We start from the raw sequence: 21,870 nt of genomic DNA, 5'->3' as shown, positions 1-21,870 counted from the left end.
CCGTCAGCCCAACAGCACCTAAGCAACCAGAGGACCAGATACATGCAGACCTTCTCAGGCGTAGGCGTAGCTCCCGGGCGCGTCCTGGCACCGGTAAAGCAAATGCCCAAGCCGGTCCAGGAACCGCACGTGAACGTCAATATTCCTGCCGACGTCACGGTCGAATCGCAGGGGCAGCGCATCAAGGACGCTGCCAAAGCGGTTCAGGCGGAACTGAGGGCCCGTGCGGCTACTGCCAACGGAGAAGGCAAGGAAGTCCTGGAAGCAACAGCCTTGATGGCCGCCGACCCCATGCTGGTGAAATCGGCCATCAAGCTGTTGTCTCCCGAAGCTCCAGGTGGTGCACGGACTGCTGAACGCGCAATCTGGGAAGCTGGCGGAACGGTGGCTGAGACCCTCAAGGGCTTGGGCGGGTACATGGCCGAGCGCGTGGCGGACGTCCTCGATGTCCGGGCACGCATCGTGTCTGAGCTTCGGGGCCTGCCGGCACCGGGAATCCCGGCTTCCGATGTCCCCTTCATCCTTGCGGCCGAGGACCTGGCGCCTGCTGACACTGCCACGCTGGACCCATCCAAGGTAGTCGCGCTGATTACCTCCAGCGGCGGACCGCAGTCGCACACAGCCATCCTCGCCCGTGCTCTCGGCTTGCCCGCCGTCGTCGCCGCCCTCGGCGTGGACGAGATCGCGGACGGCACCGAGGTCTATGTGGACGGCGCCGCGGGCACCATCACTGCTGAGCCCGGGGAAGACCTGCGGTTGGCTGCTAAGGCGTGGGCCACCCAGGCTTCCACACTGGCCGCCTTCAGCGGCCACAACACCATGGCGGACGGTTTCCGGGTGCCGTTGTTGGCAAACGTTGGCACGGGCGCGGACGCGGTCAAAGCAGCCGACGCCGGTGCCGAGGGTGTTGGACTTCTGCGCACCGAATTCTGCTTCCTGGACCGCGACGATGAACCCACTGTGGAGGAACAGATCGCCGCTTACGGAGCGGTCTTCGCAGCCTTCCCGGGTAAGAAAGTTGTGGTCCGGACCCTGGACGCGGGCGCGGACAAGCCGCTGCCGTTCCTCACCAACGCCGACGAACCGAACCCTGCGCTGGGTGTCCGCGGCTACCGCACGGACCTCACGTCCCCCGGCGTCCTCGAACGGCAGCTCGAGGCCATCGCCGCCGCCGAAGCAGCCAACAACGCCGAGGTCTGGGTCATGGCACCCATGATCTCGACGGCTGACGAGGCCGCGCGGTTCGCCACCCTTTGCGCCGCCGCCGGGCTCAAGACCCCGGGTGTCATGGTCGAAGTCCCGTCGGCAGCACTGACCGCCGCCACAGTTTTGCGCGAAGTCAGCTTCGCGTCGCTGGGCACCAATGACCTCACCCAGTACGCCATGGCTGCGGACCGTCAGCTCGGGCCGCTCGCCACGCTGAACGATCCTTGGCAGCCTGCAGTACTGCAGCTGGTCAAGCTAACGGCCGACGGCGCCGCGCAGGTCAGCGGCGAAAGCGGCACGGCTAAGCCTGTTGGGGTGTGCGGTGAGGCAGCAGCGGACCCGGCCCTCGCCGTCGTACTCGTTGGACTTGGCGTTGCGACGCTGTCAATGAGTGCCCGGGCGCTTGCCGCCGTCGCGGCCGTACTTGCCACGGTGACTGTTGCCCAGGCGCAACAGCTCGCAGCAACCGCTCTGGCGGCGCCCAATGCAGCCGCGGCACGCAGCGCGGTCCGGGCGCAGCTTCCCATCCTGAACGAGCTCGGCCTCTAGACTTCCCACAAACCACCCACAACAAAGGAGCACCAATGCCTGAACGTACCGCCACCATCGCAAGCCGCGTCGGCCTCCACGCCCGCCCGGCAGCCATCTTCGCTGAAGCCGCAGGCGACCTTGACCTCGAGGTCACGATCGCCCGTGAAGGGGAGCCGGCCGATGACGCCATGGATGCAGCGAGCATCCTGTCCCTCATGAGCCTGGGTGCCGCCCACGGCGACGTTGTAGTACTGCGCGCCGAAGGCGAAGGCGCAGAAGCAGCCCTGGACACACTGGTGAAGATCCTCGAAACGGACCACGACGCCGAGTAGGGCGCCCGAGTTTGGGCGTTCAGCCTCGCTAGCTCTGCTTCCCGATGAGGAAAGCGGCAATTGAGGCTTCGGTCGGATTCACGTCCTGCAATTCTCCTGACAGATAGGCCTCCACGATCCTGGGGTCCACATAGGAAGTGCGCGCCACGGTGGGGGTGTTGCCCAGCAGTTGGGCAGCATCCTTCATGGCCTTCACCAAAGCCTGGGGTCGCGTGACAGCGCCTTCGGACTTCAACAAGGACAGGGCCGCTGCGGCGGTCCCCTTCCAAGTACGGAAATCCTTGGACGTGTAGGCTGCTCCGGCAATTCCACGCAGGTATTCGTTGATCATGGAAGCATCCACGGAAACCCACGAACCGTCGGATCGGTAGGCCAGCAACCGTTCCTTGCCAGGCCGACGCGCCAGCGGCTCAAGGAAAGCTGCCAGCGCGGGATCCTCAATGGATATGTCCCACCATTGTCCGCTCTTGCCAGGGAACTTCAGGCCGACGGCGTTCTCTTTGATTCGGGCGTGCCGGCACCTGAGGGTTGTGAGTCCATAGGAGCCGTTCTGACGCATGTAGCTTTCAGAGCCCACGCGGAGAGCGCCTAGATCCATGAGACGCACGGCCGCGGCCAAGGTCTGCTGCCTGGGAGACGATGTGTCCTTCAAGTGCAGCGTGACAGTCCTGCGCACGGCAGGGAGCACCGAGCCCAATTCCGCGGCCCGCTGGAACTTCTCGGTGTCTTTACGTTCGCGCCATCGAGGGTGATAGATGTATTGGCTTCGACCCGCCGCGTCCACTCCCGTGGCCTGGATGTGCCCATTGCTGTCGGGACTGATCCACACCTCGGTCCACGCAGGCGGGATCGCCAGCGCATTAATGCGCTGGCGATCCTCTTGGCTTACCAGGCTCCCGTCGGGATACCTGTAACTGAACCCTTTACCGGCCCTGCGGCGTTCAATACCGGGCTTGGAAAGGTCACTTCGCCGAAGCCTTGGCATTCTCAATCCGAGGATCGCGTCTTCTCTGGCCCGGTTAGGCTTCGTCAGGATCCGTGACCGCGGCTCCGGCGCTCATGATTTCGGCGTTGATCATCCACACGAGCTGCTCCAGGCGAGCGATGAATTCGTGCAAAAGATCCGCTGTAGTGGGATCTTCTTCATCCACCTCGTCATGGACGTCCCGCATGGTCTGGACGGTCCGCTCCACACGTTCGGTGACCAGCTTGACTGCATTCTTGGTGTTGACCAGCCCGCCAGGGAATTCTTCAAGGCGGGTACCCGCCGAGATGGTCCCGCTCCGACCGTCGGGCAGGGCGTGAAGGGCCCTCATCCGCTCCGCCGTGTCGTCGGCGAATTTACGGGTGGCGGCAACGAGTTCGTCCAGCTGGAGGTGGAGGTCCCTGAAGTTCGGGCCGACGATGTTCCAGTGCGCCTGCTTGCCCTGGAGCTGTAGCTCGATCAGGTCTGTCAGGACGATTTGAAGGTTGTCTGCAAGCTGCTGTGACGCTTTCATGTTTTCCTCTCCTTGGACGGTCGGTGCAAGCGAAAAACCCTGGTGTCGAATTCCTCCGATGTGGGTCAATCATCAAGTGGCGACTTCAATAACTCTTTCATAAGGTTGCTTAGTAGTACAATGAAGAGTGTTGCTGTTCACATCTGGCGAACTTCACCCCTCGGTGAGGACCGGAAGTGGTAGCGATAAAGGGCACTCGGAGGCGGTGGAACGCTCCCAAGTACCCGTAGAAGTAAATAGGAATGCATAGTCAGGAATCCAATAGATTCTTTGCGGATTCCCCCAGAAAGGAATGTGCTGACCATGAACACGCTTCTGATCATTGCTGGTGTAGTTGCAATTGTCCTTCTCCTGGTGGGCGGCTTCTCGTCGGCCCTGAACTGGCTGCTGTGGGTAGGCGTCGTCCTCCTCGTCATCGCAGCTATCGGCTGGCTGCTCAGCTTCATGTCGGGCCGCAGGGGACACACGGTATAGAGCGCGCACCGCGACAATGACCCGAACCGGCCGAGCACGATGGTCGGACCGCCGATGAATACCGCGGAACGTGAGGACTGTCCCACTGCAGTGGAACCGCAGGCAGGGGCAGTCCTCCCGCGCATCCGGCACCCGGACAGGTGCTCGGGAACAGGAGCTTTAGTCGTCCGTACTTAGTCGCCCGCACTGGGAGGGGGCGCCGCGTCGGGATCCCGCGGAGTGGGGAATTCGTCCGGTGATTCCGGAACGGGTGAAGTATCCGGGTCTTCCGGAGTGGGGCTGCCCTCAGGTGGCTCCCCCGGCCCGGGAGGAGTTCCGGGCGATGGCCTTTCCGGTGTTTCACGCTCCGATCCCTGTCCTGGCAATTCCTGCTCAGGCGTTGGCGTGCCATAGCCGCCGGCAGCGTCCTCCGGGTCAACGCGGTGTTCGTCCTGACTCATTTCTTCCTCCTTGGAAATCCTTTGAGGCCTTCGAAAATTGTTCGAGGAATGCTGACAGTTCGACCGTAGTCCGGTGTAGTGTCAGCGTCCACCAATAGCTATGTGGAGGTGTACGAATGGTAGAGCCGGAGCAGGTTCCCAGGACCGGCAGGAACGAAACCGTTGAAGAACGGATGGACCGCAACTGGATGGAGCTGATCCAGGAATTGCGGGTGCTCCAGACCGGAGTCCAGATCCTGGGCGGCTTCCTGCTGACCCTGCCTTTCCAGGCGCGTTTTGAGCACCTGGACGACTGGCAACGCGGTCTCTACCTCTTCAATGTCATGGCAGCCGCCCTGACAACTGCCTTGATCCTGCTTCCGGTCAGCGTGCATCGCCGCCTTTTCCGCCGGGGACTCAAAGCCACTCTCGTCTCCAGCGCCGACGCGATCACCAAATGGGCATTGGCGGGCGTGGCCATCCTGATTGTAGGTTCGGCCACCCTGGTCTTCGATGTCACGGCCGGGCGAACAGCAGCTCTGATTGCCGGTAGCTTCATCATCCTGGTCCTGCTGCTACTCGTTGTGGGCATGCCTATCTGGCTGCACCGAAGGGCCCTGCAAAACGGGAACGGCAAGAGCGGAAATGCACCGTGAGCCACATTATGAGACAGCCGCCGAATCAATAGCCGAAAGGAAAACGAATCATGCCTGGAAAGAAGAATTCGAGTCTGAAGGACCCGAAGCTATATGAAGAACTCCGCGACGAAGGCGCCTCCAAGGAAAAAGCGGCCCGTGTTTCGAATGCCGCTGCCAAACAGGGACGCAAGGAAGTAGGCCGCAAGGGAGGCAAGTCCGGCGACTACGACGATTGGACTGTGGACAAACTGAAGTCCCGCGCCAAGGAACTCGGAATCAAGGGCTACTCCGGCAAGAAGAAGTCCGAGATCATATCAATGCTGCGGAACCACTAAGGCACGCGAGCCTAATCCTCCAGCCTCGGGGCAGGCCGCAACTTCTTCAGCCAGGACTCAGTCTGTGCAATATGCGCAGCGGTCGCGGTGGCGGCCAACGTAGGATCCCTACGGGCTATCGCGTCCACGATTGCGCTGTGCCCCGCCGTGCTGCCTTCCCGGACTTGGGCCCCCTCTTTGCCGTCGAAGATATGGAAGTGTCCACCGCGGGAACGGAACAGGCTGACGAGTGCCGCGAGAGTCGAATTGCCGCTCGCGCGGCAGATTTCTTCATGAAAGCGTGAATCGAGTTCGGAATACTCGGTAGGGCTGTCCGTAGCCTCCATGGTTTCCACGAGCGCCGTCAGCTTGGCCAGGACCTCCGGAGTGGCATTCGCGGCGGCGGCAGCTGCAGCGTGTGACTCCATCAACCTGCGGATCTCGAAGAGTTCGAGCAGGCCGTCCAGCGGAAGCAGATCCACCAGAAGGGCAAAATTCTGGAGGATAACCGTCGGTTCCAAGGAAGAAACATAAGTTCCCGAGCCATGCCGGGACTCCATCACCCCCAGGGCAGACATCGCCCGCACAGCCTCCCGAAGGGAGCTCCGCGAAACACCGAGCTGGGCGGCCAACTCAGCTTCTGGCGGGCATTTCTGCCCAGCCGCGAGTTCGCCAGAGGCAATCTTGTTTCTTAGGCCCTGCATGGCCGTTTCGACAGCACCCAATACGTGCCTCCTTCAGATACTCGTAACACGCTACCGCACGCTCGTGTCGCCGGAGTCGATAGATCCCATTGTCATACCTCAAACGACAAGACATCATACCTATCTGCGGAGAATGGCGCCCAAACAGGGTCATTTGCAGGGGTGTTCCCAAAGTCATCTTATGACTATTTGCGATTGTCCGTTGCCTTGGTCGGATCTGTGATGTAACTTACAGAGCGTTCACTCTTCCCCGACCACGAAGGACACCGTGTTCCCAGCAGCGCTCACGGCCCCGCATCCCATATTGACCCCCGAGGGCGAACCCTCAATGGTCGACTGGAGCCTCACACCATCCAAAGTCCACCTGAACCACGGCTCATACGGCTCCGTACCACGGATAGCCCAGGCCAAGCAGCTCAGTCTCAAAGCGGCCATGGACCAGAATCCCTGCCCGTGGTTCATGGGTCAGTTCCAACTGGTGGCCACAGCGAGGTCCGAGATCGCGGACTTCCTCCGCGTCAGCTCCCGAGACGTGGCACTTGTGCATAACGCCAGCGCGGGCATCAGCACCGTATACAACTCGCTGAGCTTCGAGCCCGGCGCCGAAATCGTGACGACCAACCATGCATATGGGGCGGTGTTGCAGGGCGCAGAGCGCGTTGCCCGCAGGAACGGTGGCCTCGTGAGGATCGCCGATATCCCCCTTGACGCGGATGCCGAGACCGCCTGCGCCCTTGTCATGGGCGAAGTCACCAGCAAGACAGCACTCATTGTGGTGGACCAGATAACGTCTGCCACGGCCCGGTCTTTCCCCGTCGAGGCGATCGCCCTGGGAGCCTCCCGCCTGGGCGTGCCGGTTCTGGTGGACGCAGCCCACGCCCCGGGTGTCCTGGAGTTTCCCGTGCCGGACTTCGAGGGGTTCTGGGTAGGAAATCTCCACAAGTTCGCTTGCGCGCCCCGGGGAACAGCGGCGCTGGTGGCACGCGGACCAGCTGCGGCCACGCTGGAACCACTGATCGATTCGTGGGGCTTCCCCTACGGCTTTCCGGAGAATTTCGACCACGTCGGAACACAAGACGTAACCGCATGGATGGCAGCCCGCACCGCATTCGACACCATCGAGGAACGCTACGGTTGGGCAACGTTTCGCAGGTACGCCGCTGAGCTGTGCGATTACGGCCAGACCCTGATCGCTGGCGCCTTCGCCGACGCCACAGGCGAGGATCCAGCGATCAAGGTCGGTATGCCGGTGGGCCCACTGCGTCTGGTCCGGCTGCCAAAGGGACTCGCAACCACGCACGAGGATTCGCACGCCGTCCGTGCCCACATCTCGGATCGGCTGGATATCGAAACGGCCATCACCACCTTCAACGGCGCGGGCTTCCTGCGGCTCTCGGCACACCTGTACAACTCGCCGAAGGACTACGAAACCTTTGCGGAAAGAGCGGTTCCGGAGCTCGTCCGGCTCGCTGGCTCCCGCTAGCGCCAATTTAGCCACCACCGACAATGCCACCCCGCCGGGGCGGCGATTACCCACGCTCACCAAGTCATTGGAGGATCCACATGAAATCCAGATTCATCATGTCTGCCGCAGCCGGTCTCGCGGCCGTTCTTGCACTTGCCGGATGTGGCGGCGCCGAGCCCGCCAAAGACGGAAAAGTCACGCTGAAGATGGTGGAGAGCCTCACCAATCCGACACGTACAGACACCTTGAAGAAGCTCATATCCGGCTTCGAGCAAGCGAACCCGAACATCAAGGTTGACCTCATCTCTCCGCCAACTGATCAGGCGGACCAGAAGATCCAGCAGATGCTTCAGTCCGGCAAGGGAATCGACGTCGTCGAGGCTCGTGACATCACCGTGGGATCTTTCGGTGCCAACGAGTGGCTGTATGACATGTCGGCCGACCTCAAAGGATGGGAGGGCTGGGACAACCTGACGGACAACGCCGTCACGTACTCGAAGCAGAACGGTAAGACATACTACATTCCATACGGCTTCTACGGTCTTTCGCTGTTCTACCGCTCCGACGTCGTCAAGGAAGCAGGATTCTCCGGTCCACCTGCCAGCTGGTCCGAGATGCTGGAGCAGGCGTCGGCCATCAACAAGCCGGCAGAGAACAAGTTCGGCTACGCGTTCCGCGGGGGCACCAACGCCAACTCCAACGCCGTCGCCATCATCGAGGCCTACGTCGCTGACGAGATCGACAAGGAAAACGCCTTCAAGCTGACCGGCGGCAAGACAATTTTCTCCTCGCCCAAAGCGCAGGAGGCAATGGATCTCTACATTGATCTCTTCAAGAAGGGTTCACCCCCGTCCTCAGTGGCTTGGGGTTACCCGGAAATGGTCCAGGGCTTCAGCAACGGCTCCACCTCGTTCCTGCTCCAGGACCCGGAGGTCATCGCCACAGTGCGGGAGTCCAAGTCCATCAAGGAGGACCAGTGGAACGTAGCGCCCCTTTTGGTAGGACCAAGCGGGAAAGCGATTCAACCAGTGGCATCTGCCGGCTGGGGAATTGCCGCCGCATCCACAGCCAAGCCCGAGGCCGTGAAACTCATTAAATACCTCGCCCAAGGCGACGCTGCCACTACCTTCAGCAAGGACAACAGCCTGGTGCCAACCTTGAAGTCCGCAGCCAAGGATAGTTTCTACAGCACCGGTCCTTGGGCCGCCTACGTCAAGATGACGGAAAATCCCGGGACCTACGTTTCCGCTGTCCAGCCGCGCAGTGTCTCGTGGTGGAGCGAGTGGATCAAGAAGTCCGACGGCGAACTCCAGCGCGTCCTGACGGGGAAGATGTCCACCAGTGAGTTGTTGTCCAGCTGGGACACTTACTGGTCTCAAAAGTGGGCAGGCTAGGTTCCGGTGAGCCTCGACACCAAGCTCCCCTCGAAGCAGGCCAACGCCGGGTCCGTGGCCGGCACCGGCAATCGGTCCAAGAAGCGCTTCAATCCCAGGACAGCCTTCACGCTGCTGATCTTCCTGGCCCCGGCGGCGGTATTCGTCGGAATCTTCATCTACTACCCGATGATCGCCGGCAGCCAGATGGCGTTCCGCAACTGGAATCTGAATGATCTCTCCGACACCTCGTGGGTGGGGTTCGGCAACTTCCTAAGCCTGCTCGAAACGCCGGAATTCTGGGGCATTGTCCGGAACACGGTGGTGTGGGTGGTTGGGTCCTTGGTGCCTCAGGTGATCATAGGCTTTGCAGTGGCGCTGTTCCTGAAACGAAAGTTCAGGATGCGCGGGGCTTACCAGGCCATGATCTTCTTTCCGTGGGCAGTGTCCGGATTCCTGATCGGCATGCTCTTCCGGTGGATGTTCAACGCGGAGTTTGGCGTCGTCAATGACTTGCTGATGAAAGCCGGGATCATCAGCTCGCCCATCCCGTGGCTCTCGGATCCCGGATTCGCGATGACCGCGATCATCATTGCCAACATCTGGTACGGCGTCACGTTTTTCGCCATCATGATCCTCGCCGCACTGCAGTCCGTCTCCGACGAAATGTACGAGGCTGCAGCACTGGATGGAGCCGGGAAGGTAAGCACGTTCTTCAACATCACGTTGCCAAGCATCGCCACCACGTTGGCTTTGACCATCCTGCTGAGGGTGATCTGGATCTTCAATTTCCCGGACATCATCTTCGCCATGACAGGCGGCGGCCCGGCTGACCAGACGCACATCATCACCACCTACATGATCAAAATTACCCAGGAGGGTGACTACGGCAAGGCGTCAGCCCTGGGGCTGATAGTCGTCCTCACGCTCGCCCTCTTCGCAGCCTTCTACCTCATGGCGGTCCGTCCTCGAAAGGAAGCACGATGATCAATCAGCAGAGCTTCATAGGGCGCGTGGGAAAGTTCGTTTTCCTCGGAGCATGCCTCGTGGCCACGGTTTTCCCGCTGTACTGGATCATCCTGACGTCGTTGAAGGAACCGGGCGCCATTTACTCGCTGCCGTTGGACTACTGGCCCCGGCAACTGTCCTTCGAAAACTACATGGGACTTTTCACCAAGTCGGATTTCGGCCAATACATGCTCAACAGCTTGGTTGTGGCACTGGTGGCTTCATCGGTGGCAACGCTGATCTCCTTGCTCTCGGCGTATGTCCTGGCCCGGTTCCAGTTCTCAGGTCGCGGCGCGGTGCTGGGGGCCTTCCTGATCACGCAGATGATTCCAGGCTTCATTGCCTTGGGGCCGCTGTATCTGATGATGACCAATATGGGGCTTGTGGATTCCAAGACCGGGCTGATCCTCATTTACATTGCGATCTGCATTCCGTTTTGCACCATCATGCTCCGCGGTTTCTTCGAGAATGTTCCTGACGCCTTGGAAGAAGCTGCGATGATCGACGGTTGTTCGCGGTTGGGAGCCTTGTTCAGAGTCCTGGTTCCTGTCATGCTGCCCGGCGTCGCGGCAAGCTTCGTCTTCAACTTCGTTAACTGCTGGAATGAACTCTTCTTGTCAGTGACCTTGATGAACAGCGACAGCAACAAGACCATCCCGACGGCGTTGGCCGGGTTTATCTCGAGCTTCAACATTGACTGGGGGTCGATGTCCGCCGCAGCGGTCCTGACGGTCGTTCCAACGCTGGCAATCTTTGCCTTTGCAAGCAAGTTCATTGTCCAAGGACTAACGGCCGGGTCAGTCAAGGGCTAGCTCGTGCAAGTGCAGTCGGGCGCCCATCAGGGCGTCCGACGCCGGGTCAGGCCTTTTTCTTGGCCCGCGCCTTTGGCTTGCTGGTAGCTTTGCTGGCGGCAGCGTCGTCGTCGGCCGCTTTTTCCTTGCCCCGCTTCTTGTCCAGGCTCCGCTTCAGCGCCTCCATGAGATCGATGACGTCGCCGCCCTCCCCTTCGCCTTCCGTGACACCGAACGTGGCTTCCGTATCGAGCGCCTCGCCCTTTTCCAGCTTGGCCTCGATCAACGTACGAAGCTGCACCTGATAGTCGTCGGTGTATTCGTCGGGGTCGAAATCGTGGGCCATGGAATCCACCAGCGCGGAGGACATTTCGAGCTCCTTATCGGAGATCTTGATGTCCGTCTCAAGCGAGGGGAACTTGGCCTCGCGGACTTCGTCGCCCCAGAGAAGGGCCTGCAGAAGGAGTACGTCCCCGCGTACGCGCAGGGCACCAAGACGCGTCTTCTGCCGCAGCGCGTACTGGACAATTGCAATCCGGTCTGTGTCCTCAAGTGTCTGCCGCAGCAACATATAGGCTTTGGGGGATTTGGAATCCGGCTCCAGGAAATAGCTGCGCTCGTACATGATCGGGTCCAGCTGCTCGGCGGGGATAAATTCCACCACCTCAATTTCGCGGCTGTTCTCTTCCGGCAGGGACTTCAATTCGGCCGCTGTGAGCACCACGGTGCGGCCTTCCTCTTCGTAGGCCTTGTCGATATCTTCGTAAGCAACAACTTCGCCGCAAATTTCACATTTCCGCTGGTACCGGATGCGTCCGCCGTCCTTATTGTGGACTTGGTGAAGGCCAATATCGTGGTCCTCCGTGGCGCTGTAAAGCTTCACTGGTACGTTGACCAGACCGAACGCGATAGATCCCTTCCATATGGCCCTCATGCACCCAGTCAACAGCACAAGACAGCAGAGGAGAAGAGGTGGCAGGCAAGCAACAGGAGCGGGTGAACGTGGAAGGCCACGAGCTGACCCTCACCAACCTGGGCAAGATCATCTACCCCGAGACCGGAACCACCAAAGCCGAGGTCCTGGAGTACTACGCCGCCGTCGCGCCTTTCCTCATTCCTGCCGCCGCCAACAGGCCCGTCACCCGCAAGCGCTGGGTCAACGGTGTGGGCACCGCCGAGAACCCGGGACAGGTGTTCTTCCAAAAGAACCTTGAAGACTCCGCACCCAAGTGGATCCCCCGCACCGCCATCCAGCACTCGGACCACACCAACGTCTACCCCATGGTCAACAACCTCGCCACACTCACGTGGATGGCACAGATCGCGTCTCTTGAGATTCACGTACCCCAATGGCAGGTGGACGCTGAAGGGAATCCGCTCCGGCCTGACCGCTTCGTCCTGGACCTCGACCCTGGTCCCGGCGCAGGCCTGCCTGAGTGCGTTGAGGTGGCCAAACTTGCCCGCTCCATCTTGCAAGACATGGGCATGGAACCCGTGCCGGTGACCAGCGGCAGCAAAGGCATACACCTCTACACCGGGTTGGAGGGAACGCTGAAGTCCGAGCAGGTATCGGCCTTCGCCCATGAGCTGGCGCGTGCCCTTGAGTCCGACCACCCCGAGCTGGTGGTCAGCGACATGAAGAAGTCCCTCCGCCACGGCAAAGTGTTGGTGGACTGGAGCCAGAACAGCGGCAACAAGACCACGATCGTGCCCTACTCGCTCCGGGGGAAAGCCCACCCTACCGTCGCAGCGCCGCGCACGTGGCGGGAGCTCTCTTCAAGCACCCTGGACCATCTTGATTACACAGCGGTGATGAAGCGGGTCAAAACCGGCAAGGACCATTTCGCCCCCATCTCCTCACGGCACCTTCCGCCGCATGGAGAGTATTCGGATGACGACGACGGCGCCGGAACCGGCAGCGGTTCAGGTTCCCGCGAGCGCGTGGTGACTGTAGAGAACCGTCTCGCCAAATATGTGGGGATGCGCGATCCGGAGAAGACCCCGGAGCCGTTCCCGGCGTCGTCGGCTGCTTTTGCCTCGGCGACGCCCGGAGGCTCCTCATCCGACCAGCCCAAACCGGGCGACCCCGCGCCGCCCGGCGGCATCTTCGTCATCCAGGAGCACCATGCCCGGCGCTACCACCTGGATCTGCGTTTGGAGCACAACGGCGTCCTTGCGTCCTGGGCTTTGCCGCGTGGTGTCCCGGAGACGCCCGACCGGAACAACCTCGCCGTACACACGGAAGACCATCCGATGGAGTACGCGGACTTCGCCGGCGTCATTCCCAAAGGTGAGTACGGCGCTGGGACCATGACCATTTGGGACCGTGGCGAGTACACGTGCGAGAAATGGCGGGACGGCAAGGAAGTGATCGCAACGCTAACGGGCCAGCCCGGAGGTGGACTGCACGGGACCAAGCGCTTGGCGCTCATCAACACGGGTGACCGGTGGCTGATCCACTTAATGAAGGAGCAGCCAGGTGGCAGGCGGCCTGCCAGTGCCGGGGCACCTAAGCCGGCACCCGTTCAAACCCCTGCTCCCCAGCCAATGCCGAATTACACTCCCATGCTTGCCACGTCCGGCACCGTCGCCGACCTTCATGGCGACGACTGGCTGTTCGAACTGAAGTGGGACGGAATCCGGGCCATCATCACCGGCACCGGAACCGCCACCGATGGCAGAATTCGTCTGATGAGCCGCAACGGCAACGATCTCACCGCCACCTACCCCGAACTGACAGACCGCTCGTGCTGGCCCGACGGCGATTTCGTGGCTGACGGTGAAATCGTGGCGCTTGGCAAGGGCTCACGGCCGGACTTCGGCCGGCTGCAGCTACGGATGAACCTAGTGAAGTCCGCAGACATCCAGCGGGCACGGGCTTCCGTCCCGGTGCAGCTGATGCTCTTCGACCTTCTGTACGACGGCGGCACGGACCTGAGCGGGCTGCCTTTCCGTGAGCGCCACGAGAGGCTTGAGGCGTTTGCCGGGCGCTTGCGCGCTGGCTGCCCGCTTCACCTTTCAGCTGTCTTGGACCACGACGTCGACGACCTCATGACAAGCGCGCGTGAGCTCGGCTTGGAAGGAGTGATGGCGAAGAAAGCAGATAGCCGTTACGTGATCGGCCGGCGGAGCCACTCGTGGATCAAACTCAAGCTGGAGCAGAGTCAGGAAGTGGTCGTGGGCGGCTGGCGTCCTGGCGCTGGTGCCCGGAGTGGGAGCTTCGGCTCGTTACTGTTGGGCATTCCCCAGGGCGGGAAGTTGCACTACGTGGGCCGGGTGGGCACCGGGTTCAAGGAGTGGCAGCTGAGGGATGTCATGGAGAAACTGGAGCCACGCCTGGTAGCAGATTCCCCCTTCGCCGACATCCCCCGCGAGGACGCAGCCGGTGCCCAGTGGGTCAAGCCGGAGCTGGTAGCAGAAGTGACCTTCGGGGAATGGACGGGCCCAGGCAGGCTACGGCACCCCGTGTGGCGTGGGTGGCGTCCGGACAAGTCCCCGGCAGACGTAAGCCAGCCCAACTGACTGGCATTAGTGGTTGTTCTCAGCGCTCATAACAACCACAAGTGCTAGTCAGTTGGGCTGCCTACGTGGGTCGGCTCGGGTGTCAGCGGTTAGGAGGAGTGCGGCATCTGGGGGCGGCTGGTCCGGTGGATCGCCGTCACTGCTGCGCCTTGCCCCATACGTCCGCGGGCTTGGTCCTGGTCCTTCGGGTGCCGGCGTTTGCCGCTACCGTCGGGCCAGTGCTGTTCCTGGTCCAAACCCAGGGACACGTCAATGGTTGCCGGTTCAGGCATGGGAGCCATGTCCATGGCCTCCACCAAGTGGCTGGCGACCTCGGGATCGATATTTTCGGCTTGATTCTTTGCAGTCATGGTTCTTCCTTTCCCTATGGAACGAAGGAATTTCAATACTAGGCGCGCCGAAGATGGTTGTCTGCAGGACTTACCTGCGTCCAGGAATCACCAACGGACCTTCTTCTCCGTCTTGGCTTGCTTGCCGCTGGCGGATGTAGGTTTGTGCCCCTTGCCCGTGCTTTGCCAGCCAGCGGGAGCGCCACCGCCGGACTTGCTGGCGAGCATCGCTTTCTGGGCATCGGTCAGTTTGGACTTGATGCCGCCGGTGGCAGGCTTTGGAGTACCCGACGCAGCGTCGTCATTTCCCGAGGCAGCGGGCTCCGGAGTGTTGTTTTCGGAAGGATTGGCAGTCATAAAAGTGGACTCCTCAGTGGTGTGAGTCCTGAAGAAGCACCAAAACCATGGCGTTGCGGTTCGAGAAAAATAGCGTCGACAACGGGAACGGCATGGAGGCAGGGCCTCAACAGGCATGGATTTTTGTCAGGTGAAACTCGGCTGTGCCATTAAGGGCGGAGGGCCGCTAAGGCATAGGCCGGTCTACTCAAAAATCAGTGTTCCCATGCGTCATACCCTAACCAAGAATCGCAGCTTTTGTGAACCCCTCGGCTAGCATGACACCCGTGACCAGGAGAATGTCCGTCGCCACCACCCTCCGCGATGCCGGCTGCGTCTTCGCGGAGGACGAAGCGCAACTCCTCATTGATGCCGCCACGAGTCCAGAGCATTTGGACTCCATGGTGGATCAGCGCGTCAAAGGAGTGCCCTTGGAACACATCCTCGGGTGGGTGCACTTCTGCGGGAGCCGCATGGTTGTTGAACCCGGCGTCTTCGTTCCACGGCGTCGCACGGAGTTCCTGGTGCGCCAGGCGGCGAAAATCGCACCGCCGGGTGGCGTCGTCGTTGATCTTTGCTGTGGCTCGGGGGCGATCGGTGCGGCACTGAGCGATCTTCTGGGAAGCTGCGAGCTGTACGCCGCCGACATTGATCCAGCCGCGGTGAGCTGCGCGCGCAAGAACGTAGAGCCCCGCGGCGGGCGCGTTTTCGAAGGCGATCTTTACGACGCCCTCCCCCTTGAACTTCGGGGACTCGTGGACGTGGTGCTCGCCAATGCTCCGTATGTACCTACGGGTTCCATCGGCATGATGCCGCCTGAGGCGCGCTTGCATGAACCGATGGTGGCGCTCGACGGCGGTACTGACGGTTTGGATGTCCAGCGCCGGGTTGCAGAGCACGCGGCTGAGTGGTTGTCGCCGGGCGGTTGCCTCTTGATTGAAACCTCGGAAGACCAAGCGCCCGAAACCGCCAGGATCATGGAACAGTCGGGCCTGCGTGCACGGGTGGTGACGGACGACGATCTGGACGCAACCATCGTGCTGGGTATCACCCGAACAGGACGTTAAGCAAAGGCGCGGATCCGTCAGCTTTTGACCCTCAAAACGCGCCCTTTCATGGGCTGAGCTAAACAATTTGGTAACAACGTGCTCGGCAGGGCGAAAACCGTGCCGATTCCGCGCCATTACAGGGCAAGGCCGGGCAAAAAGATGTAAGACAACTAGGCAAATTGCTCCGTGAAACACCCTATAAATCGGATCTCAACTGGGGTTTGAGGGGCAAACCGCGTAAAATTGAACACCTGCCCGGAGCGGGGCAGCCAGAAGTCGCAAGCAAATGACCTCCCTAGGAGAAGCCCAAATGCCCATAGACCAAAGCAACACCGTCTCTCCGCCAGGCGCAAGGAACGCCAATGGAAACCTGGTTTCGGCCGCTGCAACGGCCGCTGCCAACACTGTAAAGAACGCCAAGAAAACGAAGCTCCGCACCAAACGCCGGTTGAAAGAATCCGACGTCAATGTTGTGGATCAGCCGATGCTGAAGAAAGCACTAGGCGGCACGATCGTCGGCAACACCATGGAATGGTACGACGTCGGCGTGTTCGGCTACCTCATCACCACCATGGGCCCCGTCTTCCTCCCGGAAGCGGACAAGTCCGTCCAGACACTCTTCCTTCTCGGCACCTTCGCCGCAACCTTTATCGCCCGCCCACTTGGCGGCGTCGTCTTCGGTTGGCTCGGCGACAAGGTGGGCCGCCAGAAGGTGCTCGCAGCAACACTGATGCTGATGGCGGCAAGCACGTTCGCCGTCGGACTTTTGCCCGGCTACGCGCAGATCGGCATCTGGGCCGCCGCCCTGCTGGTGATCCTCAAGCTCGTCCAGGGCTTCTCCACCGGTGGTGAGTACGCCGGTGCTACAACCTTCGTCAGCGAATATGCCCCGGACAAGCGCCGCGGCTTCTTCGCCAGCTTCCTGGACATGGGCAGCTACATCGGCTTCGCCCTCGGCGCCGCACTGGTTTCAGTCCTGCAGCTCACGCTCGGACAGGCAGCGATGGAGGAATGGGGCTGGAGGCTTCCGTTCCTGATCGCCGGTCCGCTTGGCCTCATCGCTGTGTACTTCCGTAGCAAAATCGAGGAATCCCCGCAGTTCCAGGCCACCCTGGACGCCCAGGAAGCCATCGCCAAGGACGCCGCAGCACAGGATGCTGACGTCGCCAAGGGCCCGGTTGGCATCATCAAGGCCTACTGGCGCCAGATCGTGCTGGCCATGATCCTCGCCGCCGCAGCCAACACTGTGGGCTATGCGTTGACCTCCTACATGCCCACATACCTCACGGATTCCAAGGGCTACGACCCCGTTCATGGCACCCTGCTGACCATCCCGGTCCTGGTGATCATGGCCCTGTGCATCCCGCTCACAGGTAAGTTGTCCGACCGTATCGGCCGCCGTCCCGTGCTGTGGATCGGCGCGGGCAGCACCATCGTCTTCTCGGTCCCTGCCTTCATGCTGATCGGGATCGGCGATATCTGGTCCACGCTGGCCGGCCTTGCCCTGATCGCCTTCCCGGTGACGTTCTACATTGCCAACCTGGCCTCTGCCCTCCCGGCGCTGTTCCCGACGTCCAGCCGCTACGGCGGAATGGGCATCGCCTACAACTTCTCGGTGGCTATCTTCGGAGGAACCACTCCGTTCATCGTGCAGGGCCTCATTGAAGGCACCGGCGATGACATGATGCCGGCCTACTATCTGATGGGAACGTCCATCGTGGGTGCCATTGCCATCTACTTCCTGCGTGAATCCGCCCAGCGTCCCCTGCCCGGCTCCATGCCCAGCGTGGACACCGCCGCAGAGGCCCGCGAACTCGTTGCCACCCAGGACACCAACCCGCTCATCAACCTGGACGAAATGCCGTTCGACGGCCAGCCCATTGATGATGAAGTGTTCGGCCGGCGTGACAAGGACCTGACCCCGGTCTAGGGATCACGTGCCTGCAACTTCTGCACAGCGATTCAGATAGTTCGCGGCAACCCGCCGCCCACCGTAGCCACCGATGCCAAGGCGCTCTCCTTGAGATTGGTGGCTACGGCTGTTAAGGCTCGACGGCGGTGCTCGCCTACGCGACGTCACTCCCCTAACCCGGCAGCAAACCCTTGACCGCCTCTCCGATAATCCGCGCACCCTCGGGAAATCCGCCCGGATTGGGGCCGGCGTAGTTGAGCCTGATGTACGGGCCCTCAGGTTCCGCAGGGAACCACTCCGTTCCAGCGGCGATGAGGACTCCGGCCGCTTCGCAATCCTTGGTGAGCTGATCGACGTCGAACCCGTCCGGCAACCGCAGCCACAGGTTCAAGCCGCCTTTGGGCAGGTGGCTGAGGTGCGCCTGGGGAACGTGCTCGCGGAGGCTGGTGACCAACAGGTCGCGGCGCGACTGCAGCTGATGGCCCAGTCCGCGAAGGTGCGTTTGCCAGCCGGGTTGAGTGACGACGTCGAGCGCTGCGGCCTGAAGCAGGCCGCTGACGTACATCGACTCCGCAGCCTGCGCACCCATGATCCGTTCCCGTGCGGGACCGCGGGCGATAATCGCTGCCACGCGGATGGACGGCGAGACGCTCTTGGTCAGCGAGCGGATGTAGACCACGTGGCCGGAATCGTCCTTGGCGGCGAGTGGGACGGACTGCGCGGTGATACCGAAATCGTGGGCCCAGTCGTCCTCCACAAGGAAAGCACCGTGCTGGCGGACAATCCGGAGGACCTCCTCGCACCGTTCGGGAGACCATTGGGCACCCGTGGGGTTGGCAAAGTTGGGCTGCGCGTAGAACATCCGGGCCCCGGATTCCTCGAAAGCCCTCGCCAGCTCCTCAGGATCAGGCCCGTCAGGACCGGACGGCACCGGAATAACGTGAACACCGGCCTGGCCAGCGGCCAGCAGCGCACCCCAGTAGCTGGGTGACTCCACCAGCAGAGGTCGGCCATGCCCCACCAACCCGCGGAAAATGGAGCTAAGTCCGCTCTGGCTCCCGGGAAGTACGACGACGTCGCTTGGCTGGGGCGGCGTGACGCCAACCGGCGTCGAGGTGCTCAGCTCGTGCGCAAACCAGGATTGCAGTTCGGGAAGGCCCTGGGCCGGCGGCCGCGACAGCGCAGCGTCGCCGCGGGCAGCCCTGGTAAGTGCGGCCCGGACGAGCCGCTCCGGCAGGAGTTCCCGGTCCGGATAGCCGGAGTGGAAGGCGATGACGTCGTTCGACGCGCTGCGCATAGCGCCAGAATTCAGGAGGCGCGGCGTTTGGGCGGCTCGGAGTGCAGCTGTCTGCCAGCCGTAATCGGACGGCCTGGCAGTGCGGTAAGCCCGGATGAAAGTGCCAACGCCGGGGCGGCTTTCTATCAAGCCTTGGGCGGTCAGCGTCCTCAACGCCTTCTGCACCGTCACGGGGCTTGCCTGGTACTCCGCCACGAGTTGACGGGTGGATGGCAGTTTCGCTCCCGGAGCGGCCCCTGCGATCCATTCCTTTACTCGCGAGACAATCCGGGAACTGCTATCGTTATTCATGAGTCACAATAGTAGCGCTACTACACTTTCGCGGCCAGTGGTATCCAGCCGGACGTCGACAGGCGTCTGGTGGGGCCTACTTGGCGTTGTCGCATTCTCGTTCACGGTTCCCTTCACCCGAGTGGCCGTTGAAGGGTTATCTCCCCTGTTCATCGGCGCAGGCAGGGCCGTGGTTGCGGCCATTCTTGCAGCACTGGCCTTGGGCCTGACCCGCCAACGCTTCCCGCAGGGCATCCAATGGGTTCGACTGACTGTGGTGGCCGGTGGCATCGTTGCGGGCTTCCCCTTGATGACAACATTCGCGCTGGCGTCCACCACTGCCAGCCACGGAGCCGTCGTCATCGCGCTACTGCCTGCGGCCACTGCAACGGTAGCGGTCATCCGGGGCCGCGAACGTCCCCGGCCCTTGTTCTGGGTCCTGACTGCCATAGGAGTTGTTGCCGCACTGGTATTCGCGTTGGTTCAGTCCGGCGGTTTCGGTCAGCTTCACTGGGCTGACCTGCTGCTCCTCGGCGCGGTGATCGCCGCAGCCATAGGCTATGCGGAAGGAGGTCTGCTGGCACGGGAACTCGGTCCGTGGCAGACGATCTCGTGGGCGCTGGTGGTTGCTTCCCCTGTCATGCTGCTGCTGACGCTGCTTTCACTGGGTTCGGGAGCTCCCTCTGCTACACCGGTCCAGTGGTTGTCCTTCGCTTACCTGGGTGTTGTGAGCATGTTCCTCGGATTCTTCGCCTGGTACCACGGTCTGGCGATCGGCCCTATGGCACAAGTCAGCCAGATCCAACTGGTCCAGCCGGTCATGACCATCGCTTGGGCAAGCCTGCTCTTGGGAGAATCGATGACGTGGACCACCGCGGTTGGCGGACTCGCCGTGATCCTCTGCGCAGGTGCCGCTGTCCGCGTCAGGCTCAACCCGCCGTCGAATCCCTGACGCTGCCACGCCCTGATCTCGTAGACTCGGCCCATGCCTGACACAACTGTGGGTTCGATCCATCACCTTGAGATCTGGGTGCCGCACCTTGAACGAGCCCGGGAGGAGTGGGGCTGGCTCCTGGGCGAGCTTGGGTACAAGCCCTTCCAGGACTGGCCCACCGGGTGCAGTTGGAAGCTCAACGGCACGTACGTGGTGGTGGAAGGTACCGATGCCATCACCGGAACCGCCCACCGGCGCACCGATCCCGGGCTCAACCATGTGGCCTTCCATGCTGGCACCCGGGAAAATGTGGACCGGATTCGCGCACTCGGTGCCGACGCCGGTTGGTACGAGATGTTCGAGTCGAAGTATCCGCACGCCGGCGGTCCGGACCACTACGCCGCGTATTTGATCAACACTGACAGCTACGAAGTTGAGCTGGTGGCTGAGTAGCTACCTCGGCGGAACCACGGGACGCCACATGGCGACCCGAGGCCAACGCGTCAGCCCCAACTCAGCTTCGTGCTCCATGAGCTTGGCCAGCTCCGGGCCCCAACTTCCGGCGTCGAGCGTTTGGAACCCGAGGCGGCGATAGTACGGCGCATTCCACGGCACGTCGCGGAACGTGCTCAGCGTCTGGCGCTGCATGCCATGCCCCCTTGCCCACACCCGTGCAGCATGCAGCAGCTCCCGGCCGAGTCCTTGGTGCGCCTGATCTGGGTGCACGCTTACTTGCTCCACGTGCGCGTTGCCATCAACAATGTCCGTCAACAAGTACGCCAAGGGGTAGTCCAGCCCATCGACCCACACCCAGGCACGGCCGACAGCCACGTAGACGTTCATCTCGTCCAGGGAGAAGGGCTCGTCGTCCGCGATCTGATCCATGCCCAGGGCCCGGAAGGCTTCCCCCGCCGCCCGTTCGATGTCCTGCAAACGCGGCAGATCGTCAGGTCGAGCTAGCCGGATCACCGCTTATCCAGTGCGGGAGGTGCCTGACCCACGAGGAACCCGTTGCGGGTTTCGATCAAATCCTGCAAGTATCTGGCCAGGACCAGCTTCTCCAGCAGGCGGCCCAGCGGCCCGAAGGGGGCAGCAAACTCCACGGTGTCCACCATCAGCGTCCCGCTGCCGTCCTGCCGGAACTCATGCGTGTGACGGAGGTACTTGAAAGGGCCACGCACCTGCTCGTCAGTGAACGACGCCGGTGCCTCCATACGCGTGATGCGGCTGGTCATGCGGAAACGGACTCCGAGGTGCCACGCCTGCCAGGTGACGTGCTCGCCTTCCGAGATCAGACCTGTGGTGACGCCAGCTATGGCTTTTTCCCTGCTTTTTGTCATCGAGCCAACGTGGGCGTCGATGTTTCGGGACAGGTCGAACAGCTCCTGCGGTGACATGGCGGAGCGGGTTCGGCAGACGAAAGCAACGGGCATACCTTGATCTTCCCAGACTCTGCCGGGCAGCGCT

At 61.8% G+C, this 21,870-nt stretch carries 24 protein-coding genes; 14 read left to right on the top strand and 10 right to left on the bottom strand.

The features are described from left to right. Positions 1–42 precede the first annotated feature (42 nt). Positions 43–1,755 (top strand): phosphoenolpyruvate--protein phosphotransferase, encoded by a 1,713-nt coding sequence (ptsP, locus tag VUN82_01490; protein XAS72560.1) that lies wholly within the window; start codon positions 43–45, stop codon positions 1,753–1,755. A gap of 35 nt (positions 1,756–1,790) precedes the next feature. Next, positions 1,791–2,069: an HPr family phosphocarrier protein gene (locus VUN82_01485; protein XAS72559.1), complete on the top strand. Its 279-nt coding sequence runs from the start codon at positions 1,791–1,793 to the stop codon at positions 2,067–2,069. 28 nt (positions 2,070–2,097) lie between these two features. Here VUN82_01485 and VUN82_01480 read toward each other — a convergent pair whose 3' ends face one another. Together VUN82_01480 and VUN82_01475 are read right to left on the bottom strand one after the other, a co-directional pair. Continuing rightward, on the bottom strand, positions 2,098–3,054 hold the full coding sequence (locus VUN82_01480) for a DNA topoisomerase IB (GenBank protein XAS72558.1): 957 nt from the start codon (positions 3,052–3,054) through the stop codon (positions 2,098–2,100). A gap of 34 nt (positions 3,055–3,088) precedes the next feature. Beyond that, positions 3,089–3,568 carry a DNA starvation/stationary phase protection protein gene (locus tag VUN82_01475; GenBank protein XAS72557.1) on the bottom strand — a complete coding sequence of 160 codons (480 nt, stop codon included), beginning with the start codon at positions 3,566–3,568 and terminating at the stop codon, positions 3,089–3,091. A gap of 303 nt (positions 3,569–3,871) precedes the next feature. Here VUN82_01475 and VUN82_01470 point away from each other — a divergent pair, with 303 nt between their 5' ends. Continuing rightward, complete coding sequence (locus VUN82_01470) at positions 3,872–4,042, top strand: hypothetical protein (GenBank protein XAS72556.1); 171 nt, start codon at positions 3,872–3,874, stop codon at positions 4,040–4,042. Positions 4,043–4,215: 173 nt separating this feature from the next. On the opposite strand, the gene VUN82_01465 is transcribed toward VUN82_01470, so the two are convergent. Next, entirely contained in the window at positions 4,216–4,482 is a 267-nt protein-coding gene (locus VUN82_01465; protein XAS72555.1) for a hypothetical protein, read from the bottom strand. 116 nt (positions 4,483–4,598) lie between these two features. On the opposite strand from VUN82_01465, the gene VUN82_01460 reads away from it, so the two are divergent. Both VUN82_01460 and VUN82_01455 read left to right on the top strand, forming a co-directional pair. Further along, entirely contained in the window at positions 4,599–5,117 is a 519-nt protein-coding gene (locus VUN82_01460) for a DUF6328 family protein (protein XAS72554.1), read from the top strand. Positions 5,118–5,167: 50 nt separating this feature from the next. Beyond that, positions 5,168–5,434 (top strand): Rho termination factor N-terminal domain-containing protein, encoded by a 267-nt coding sequence (locus VUN82_01455; protein XAS72553.1) that lies wholly within the window; start codon positions 5,168–5,170, stop codon positions 5,432–5,434. A gap of 11 nt (positions 5,435–5,445) precedes the next feature. Here the strand turns inward: VUN82_01455 and VUN82_01450 are convergent, their stop codons facing one another. Further along, on the bottom strand, positions 5,446–6,138 hold the full coding sequence (locus VUN82_01450; GenBank protein XAS72552.1) for an FCD domain-containing protein: 693 nt from the start codon (positions 6,136–6,138) through the stop codon (positions 5,446–5,448). Positions 6,139–6,445: 307 nt separating this feature from the next. Between VUN82_01450 and VUN82_01445 the strand changes: the two genes are divergently transcribed. From VUN82_01445 to VUN82_01430, 4 genes are all read left to right on the top strand, one after another. Then, on the top strand, positions 6,446–7,600 hold the full coding sequence (locus VUN82_01445) for an aminotransferase class V-fold PLP-dependent enzyme (protein XAS72551.1): 1,155 nt from the start codon (positions 6,446–6,448) through the stop codon (positions 7,598–7,600). Positions 7,601–7,680: 80 nt separating this feature from the next. Further along, entirely contained in the window at positions 7,681–8,976 is a 1,296-nt protein-coding gene (locus VUN82_01440) for a sugar ABC transporter substrate-binding protein (GenBank protein ID XAS72550.1), read from the top strand. 6 nt (positions 8,977–8,982) lie between these two features. Further along, positions 8,983–9,942, top strand: coding sequence for a sugar ABC transporter permease (locus VUN82_01435; protein ID XAS72549.1), 960 nt, complete (start codon positions 8,983–8,985; stop codon positions 9,940–9,942). Beyond that, entirely contained in the window at positions 9,939–10,775 is an 837-nt protein-coding gene (locus VUN82_01430) for a carbohydrate ABC transporter permease (GenBank protein XAS72548.1), read from the top strand. The genes VUN82_01435 and VUN82_01430 overlap by 4 nt, the downstream gene beginning before the upstream one ends. 46 nt (positions 10,776–10,821) lie before the next feature. Here the strand turns inward: VUN82_01430 and VUN82_01425 are convergent, their stop codons facing one another. Further along, positions 10,822–11,688, bottom strand: coding sequence for a Ku protein (locus VUN82_01425; protein XAS72547.1), 867 nt, complete (start codon positions 11,686–11,688; stop codon positions 10,822–10,824). Positions 11,689–11,726: 38 nt separating this feature from the next. Between VUN82_01425 and VUN82_01420 the strand changes: the two genes are divergently transcribed. Beyond that, entirely contained in the window at positions 11,727–14,276 is a 2,550-nt protein-coding gene (locus VUN82_01420) for an ATP-dependent DNA ligase (protein ID XAS72546.1), read from the top strand. 89 nt (positions 14,277–14,365) lie between these two features. Here VUN82_01420 and VUN82_01415 read toward each other — a convergent pair whose 3' ends face one another. Then, complete coding sequence (locus VUN82_01415) at positions 14,366–14,626, bottom strand: hypothetical protein (GenBank protein XAS72545.1); 261 nt, start codon at positions 14,624–14,626, stop codon at positions 14,366–14,368. Positions 14,627–14,713: 87 nt separating this feature from the next. Continuing rightward, on the bottom strand, positions 14,714–14,962 hold the full coding sequence (locus VUN82_01410) for a hypothetical protein (GenBank protein ID XAS72544.1): 249 nt from the start codon (positions 14,960–14,962) through the stop codon (positions 14,714–14,716). 257 nt (positions 14,963–15,219) lie between these two features. Here VUN82_01410 and VUN82_01405 point away from each other — a divergent pair, with 257 nt between their 5' ends. Together VUN82_01405 and VUN82_01400 are read left to right on the top strand one after the other, a co-directional pair. Further along, on the top strand, positions 15,220–16,008 hold the full coding sequence (locus VUN82_01405; GenBank protein ID XAS74576.1) for a putative protein N(5)-glutamine methyltransferase: 789 nt from the start codon (positions 15,220–15,222) through the stop codon (positions 16,006–16,008). Positions 16,009–16,300: 292 nt separating this feature from the next. After that, positions 16,301–17,920: an MFS transporter gene (locus tag VUN82_01400; protein ID XAS72543.1), complete on the top strand. Its 1,620-nt coding sequence runs from the start codon at positions 16,301–16,303 to the stop codon at positions 17,918–17,920. 154 nt (positions 17,921–18,074) lie between these two features. Here VUN82_01400 and VUN82_01395 read toward each other — a convergent pair whose 3' ends face one another. After that, positions 18,075–19,490 carry a PLP-dependent aminotransferase family protein gene (locus VUN82_01395; GenBank protein ID XAS72542.1) on the bottom strand — a complete coding sequence of 472 codons (1,416 nt, stop codon included), beginning with the start codon at positions 19,488–19,490 and terminating at the stop codon, positions 18,075–18,077. On the opposite strand from VUN82_01395, the gene VUN82_01390 reads away from it, so the two are divergent. Both VUN82_01390 and VUN82_01385 read left to right on the top strand, forming a co-directional pair. Further along, entirely contained in the window at positions 19,489–20,421 is a 933-nt protein-coding gene (locus VUN82_01390) for a DMT family transporter (GenBank protein ID XAS72541.1), read from the top strand. The genes VUN82_01395 and VUN82_01390 overlap by 2 nt on opposite strands. 33 nt (positions 20,422–20,454) lie before the next feature. Then, a complete protein-coding gene (locus VUN82_01385; protein XAS72540.1) occupies positions 20,455–20,856 on the top strand; it encodes a VOC family protein in 402 nt (133 codons plus the stop codon). Here the strand turns inward: VUN82_01385 and VUN82_01380 are convergent, their stop codons facing one another. Together VUN82_01380 and VUN82_01375 are read right to left on the bottom strand one after the other, a co-directional pair. Further along, positions 20,857–21,372 (bottom strand): GNAT family N-acetyltransferase, encoded by a 516-nt coding sequence (locus VUN82_01380; protein ID XAS72539.1) that lies wholly within the window; start codon positions 21,370–21,372, stop codon positions 20,857–20,859. Then, positions 21,369–21,836, bottom strand: a complete 468-nt coding sequence (locus tag VUN82_01375) for an SRPBCC family protein (GenBank protein XAS72538.1) — start codon at positions 21,834–21,836, stop codon at positions 21,369–21,371. Before VUN82_01375 ends, VUN82_01380 begins: the two co-directional genes overlap by 4 nt. Positions 21,837–21,870 lie beyond the last annotated feature (34 nt).

The sequence above is a fragment of the Micrococcaceae bacterium Sec5.1 genome (assembly GCA_039636795.1).
GTDB lineage: Bacteria > Actinomycetota > Actinomycetes > Actinomycetales > Micrococcaceae > Arthrobacter.
The sequence above is the reverse complement of the archived record's forward strand: the minus strand, read 5'-3'. Positions and strand labels throughout refer to the sequence as shown.

Coding starts and splice junctions, on each gene's coding strand:
- ptsP (XAS72560.1), top strand. CDS start 43: ATGCAGACCTTCTCAGGCGTAGGCGTAGCTCCCGGGCGCGTCCTGGCA.
- VUN82_01485 (XAS72559.1), top strand. CDS start 1,791: ATGCCTGAACGTACCGCCACCATCGCAAGCCGCGTCGGCCTCCACGCC.
- VUN82_01480 (XAS72558.1), bottom strand. CDS start 3,054: ATGCCAAGGCTTCGGCGAAGTGACCTTTCCAAGCCCGGTATTGAACGC.
- VUN82_01475 (XAS72557.1), bottom strand. CDS start 3,568: ATGAAAGCGTCACAGCAGCTTGCAGACAACCTTCAAATCGTCCTGACA.
- VUN82_01470 (XAS72556.1), top strand. CDS start 3,872: ATGAACACGCTTCTGATCATTGCTGGTGTAGTTGCAATTGTCCTTCTC.
- VUN82_01465 (XAS72555.1), bottom strand. CDS start 4,482: ATGAGTCAGGACGAACACCGCGTTGACCCGGAGGACGCTGCCGGCGGC.
- VUN82_01460 (XAS72554.1), top strand. CDS start 4,599: ATGGTAGAGCCGGAGCAGGTTCCCAGGACCGGCAGGAACGAAACCGTT.
- VUN82_01455 (XAS72553.1), top strand. CDS start 5,168: ATGCCTGGAAAGAAGAATTCGAGTCTGAAGGACCCGAAGCTATATGAA.
- VUN82_01445 (XAS72551.1), top strand. CDS start 6,446: ATGGTCGACTGGAGCCTCACACCATCCAAAGTCCACCTGAACCACGGC.
- VUN82_01440 (XAS72550.1), top strand. CDS start 7,681: ATGAAATCCAGATTCATCATGTCTGCCGCAGCCGGTCTCGCGGCCGTT.
- VUN82_01430 (XAS72548.1), top strand. CDS start 9,939: ATGATCAATCAGCAGAGCTTCATAGGGCGCGTGGGAAAGTTCGTTTTC.
- VUN82_01425 (XAS72547.1), bottom strand. CDS start 11,688: ATGAGGGCCATATGGAAGGGATCTATCGCGTTCGGTCTGGTCAACGTA.
- VUN82_01415 (XAS72545.1), bottom strand. CDS start 14,626: ATGACTGCAAAGAATCAAGCCGAAAATATCGATCCCGAGGTCGCCAGC.
- VUN82_01410 (XAS72544.1), bottom strand. CDS start 14,962: ATGACTGCCAATCCTTCCGAAAACAACACTCCGGAGCCCGCTGCCTCG.
- VUN82_01405 (XAS74576.1), top strand. CDS start 15,220: ATGACACCCGTGACCAGGAGAATGTCCGTCGCCACCACCCTCCGCGAT.
- VUN82_01400 (XAS72543.1), top strand. CDS start 16,301: ATGCCCATAGACCAAAGCAACACCGTCTCTCCGCCAGGCGCAAGGAAC.
- VUN82_01390 (XAS72541.1), top strand. CDS start 19,489: ATGAGTCACAATAGTAGCGCTACTACACTTTCGCGGCCAGTGGTATCC.
- VUN82_01395 (XAS72542.1), bottom strand. CDS start 19,490: ATGAATAACGATAGCAGTTCCCGGATTGTCTCGCGAGTAAAGGAATGG.
- VUN82_01385 (XAS72540.1), top strand. CDS start 20,455: ATGCCTGACACAACTGTGGGTTCGATCCATCACCTTGAGATCTGGGTG.
- VUN82_01375 (XAS72538.1), bottom strand. CDS start 21,836: ATGCCCGTTGCTTTCGTCTGCCGAACCCGCTCCGCCATGTCACCGCAG.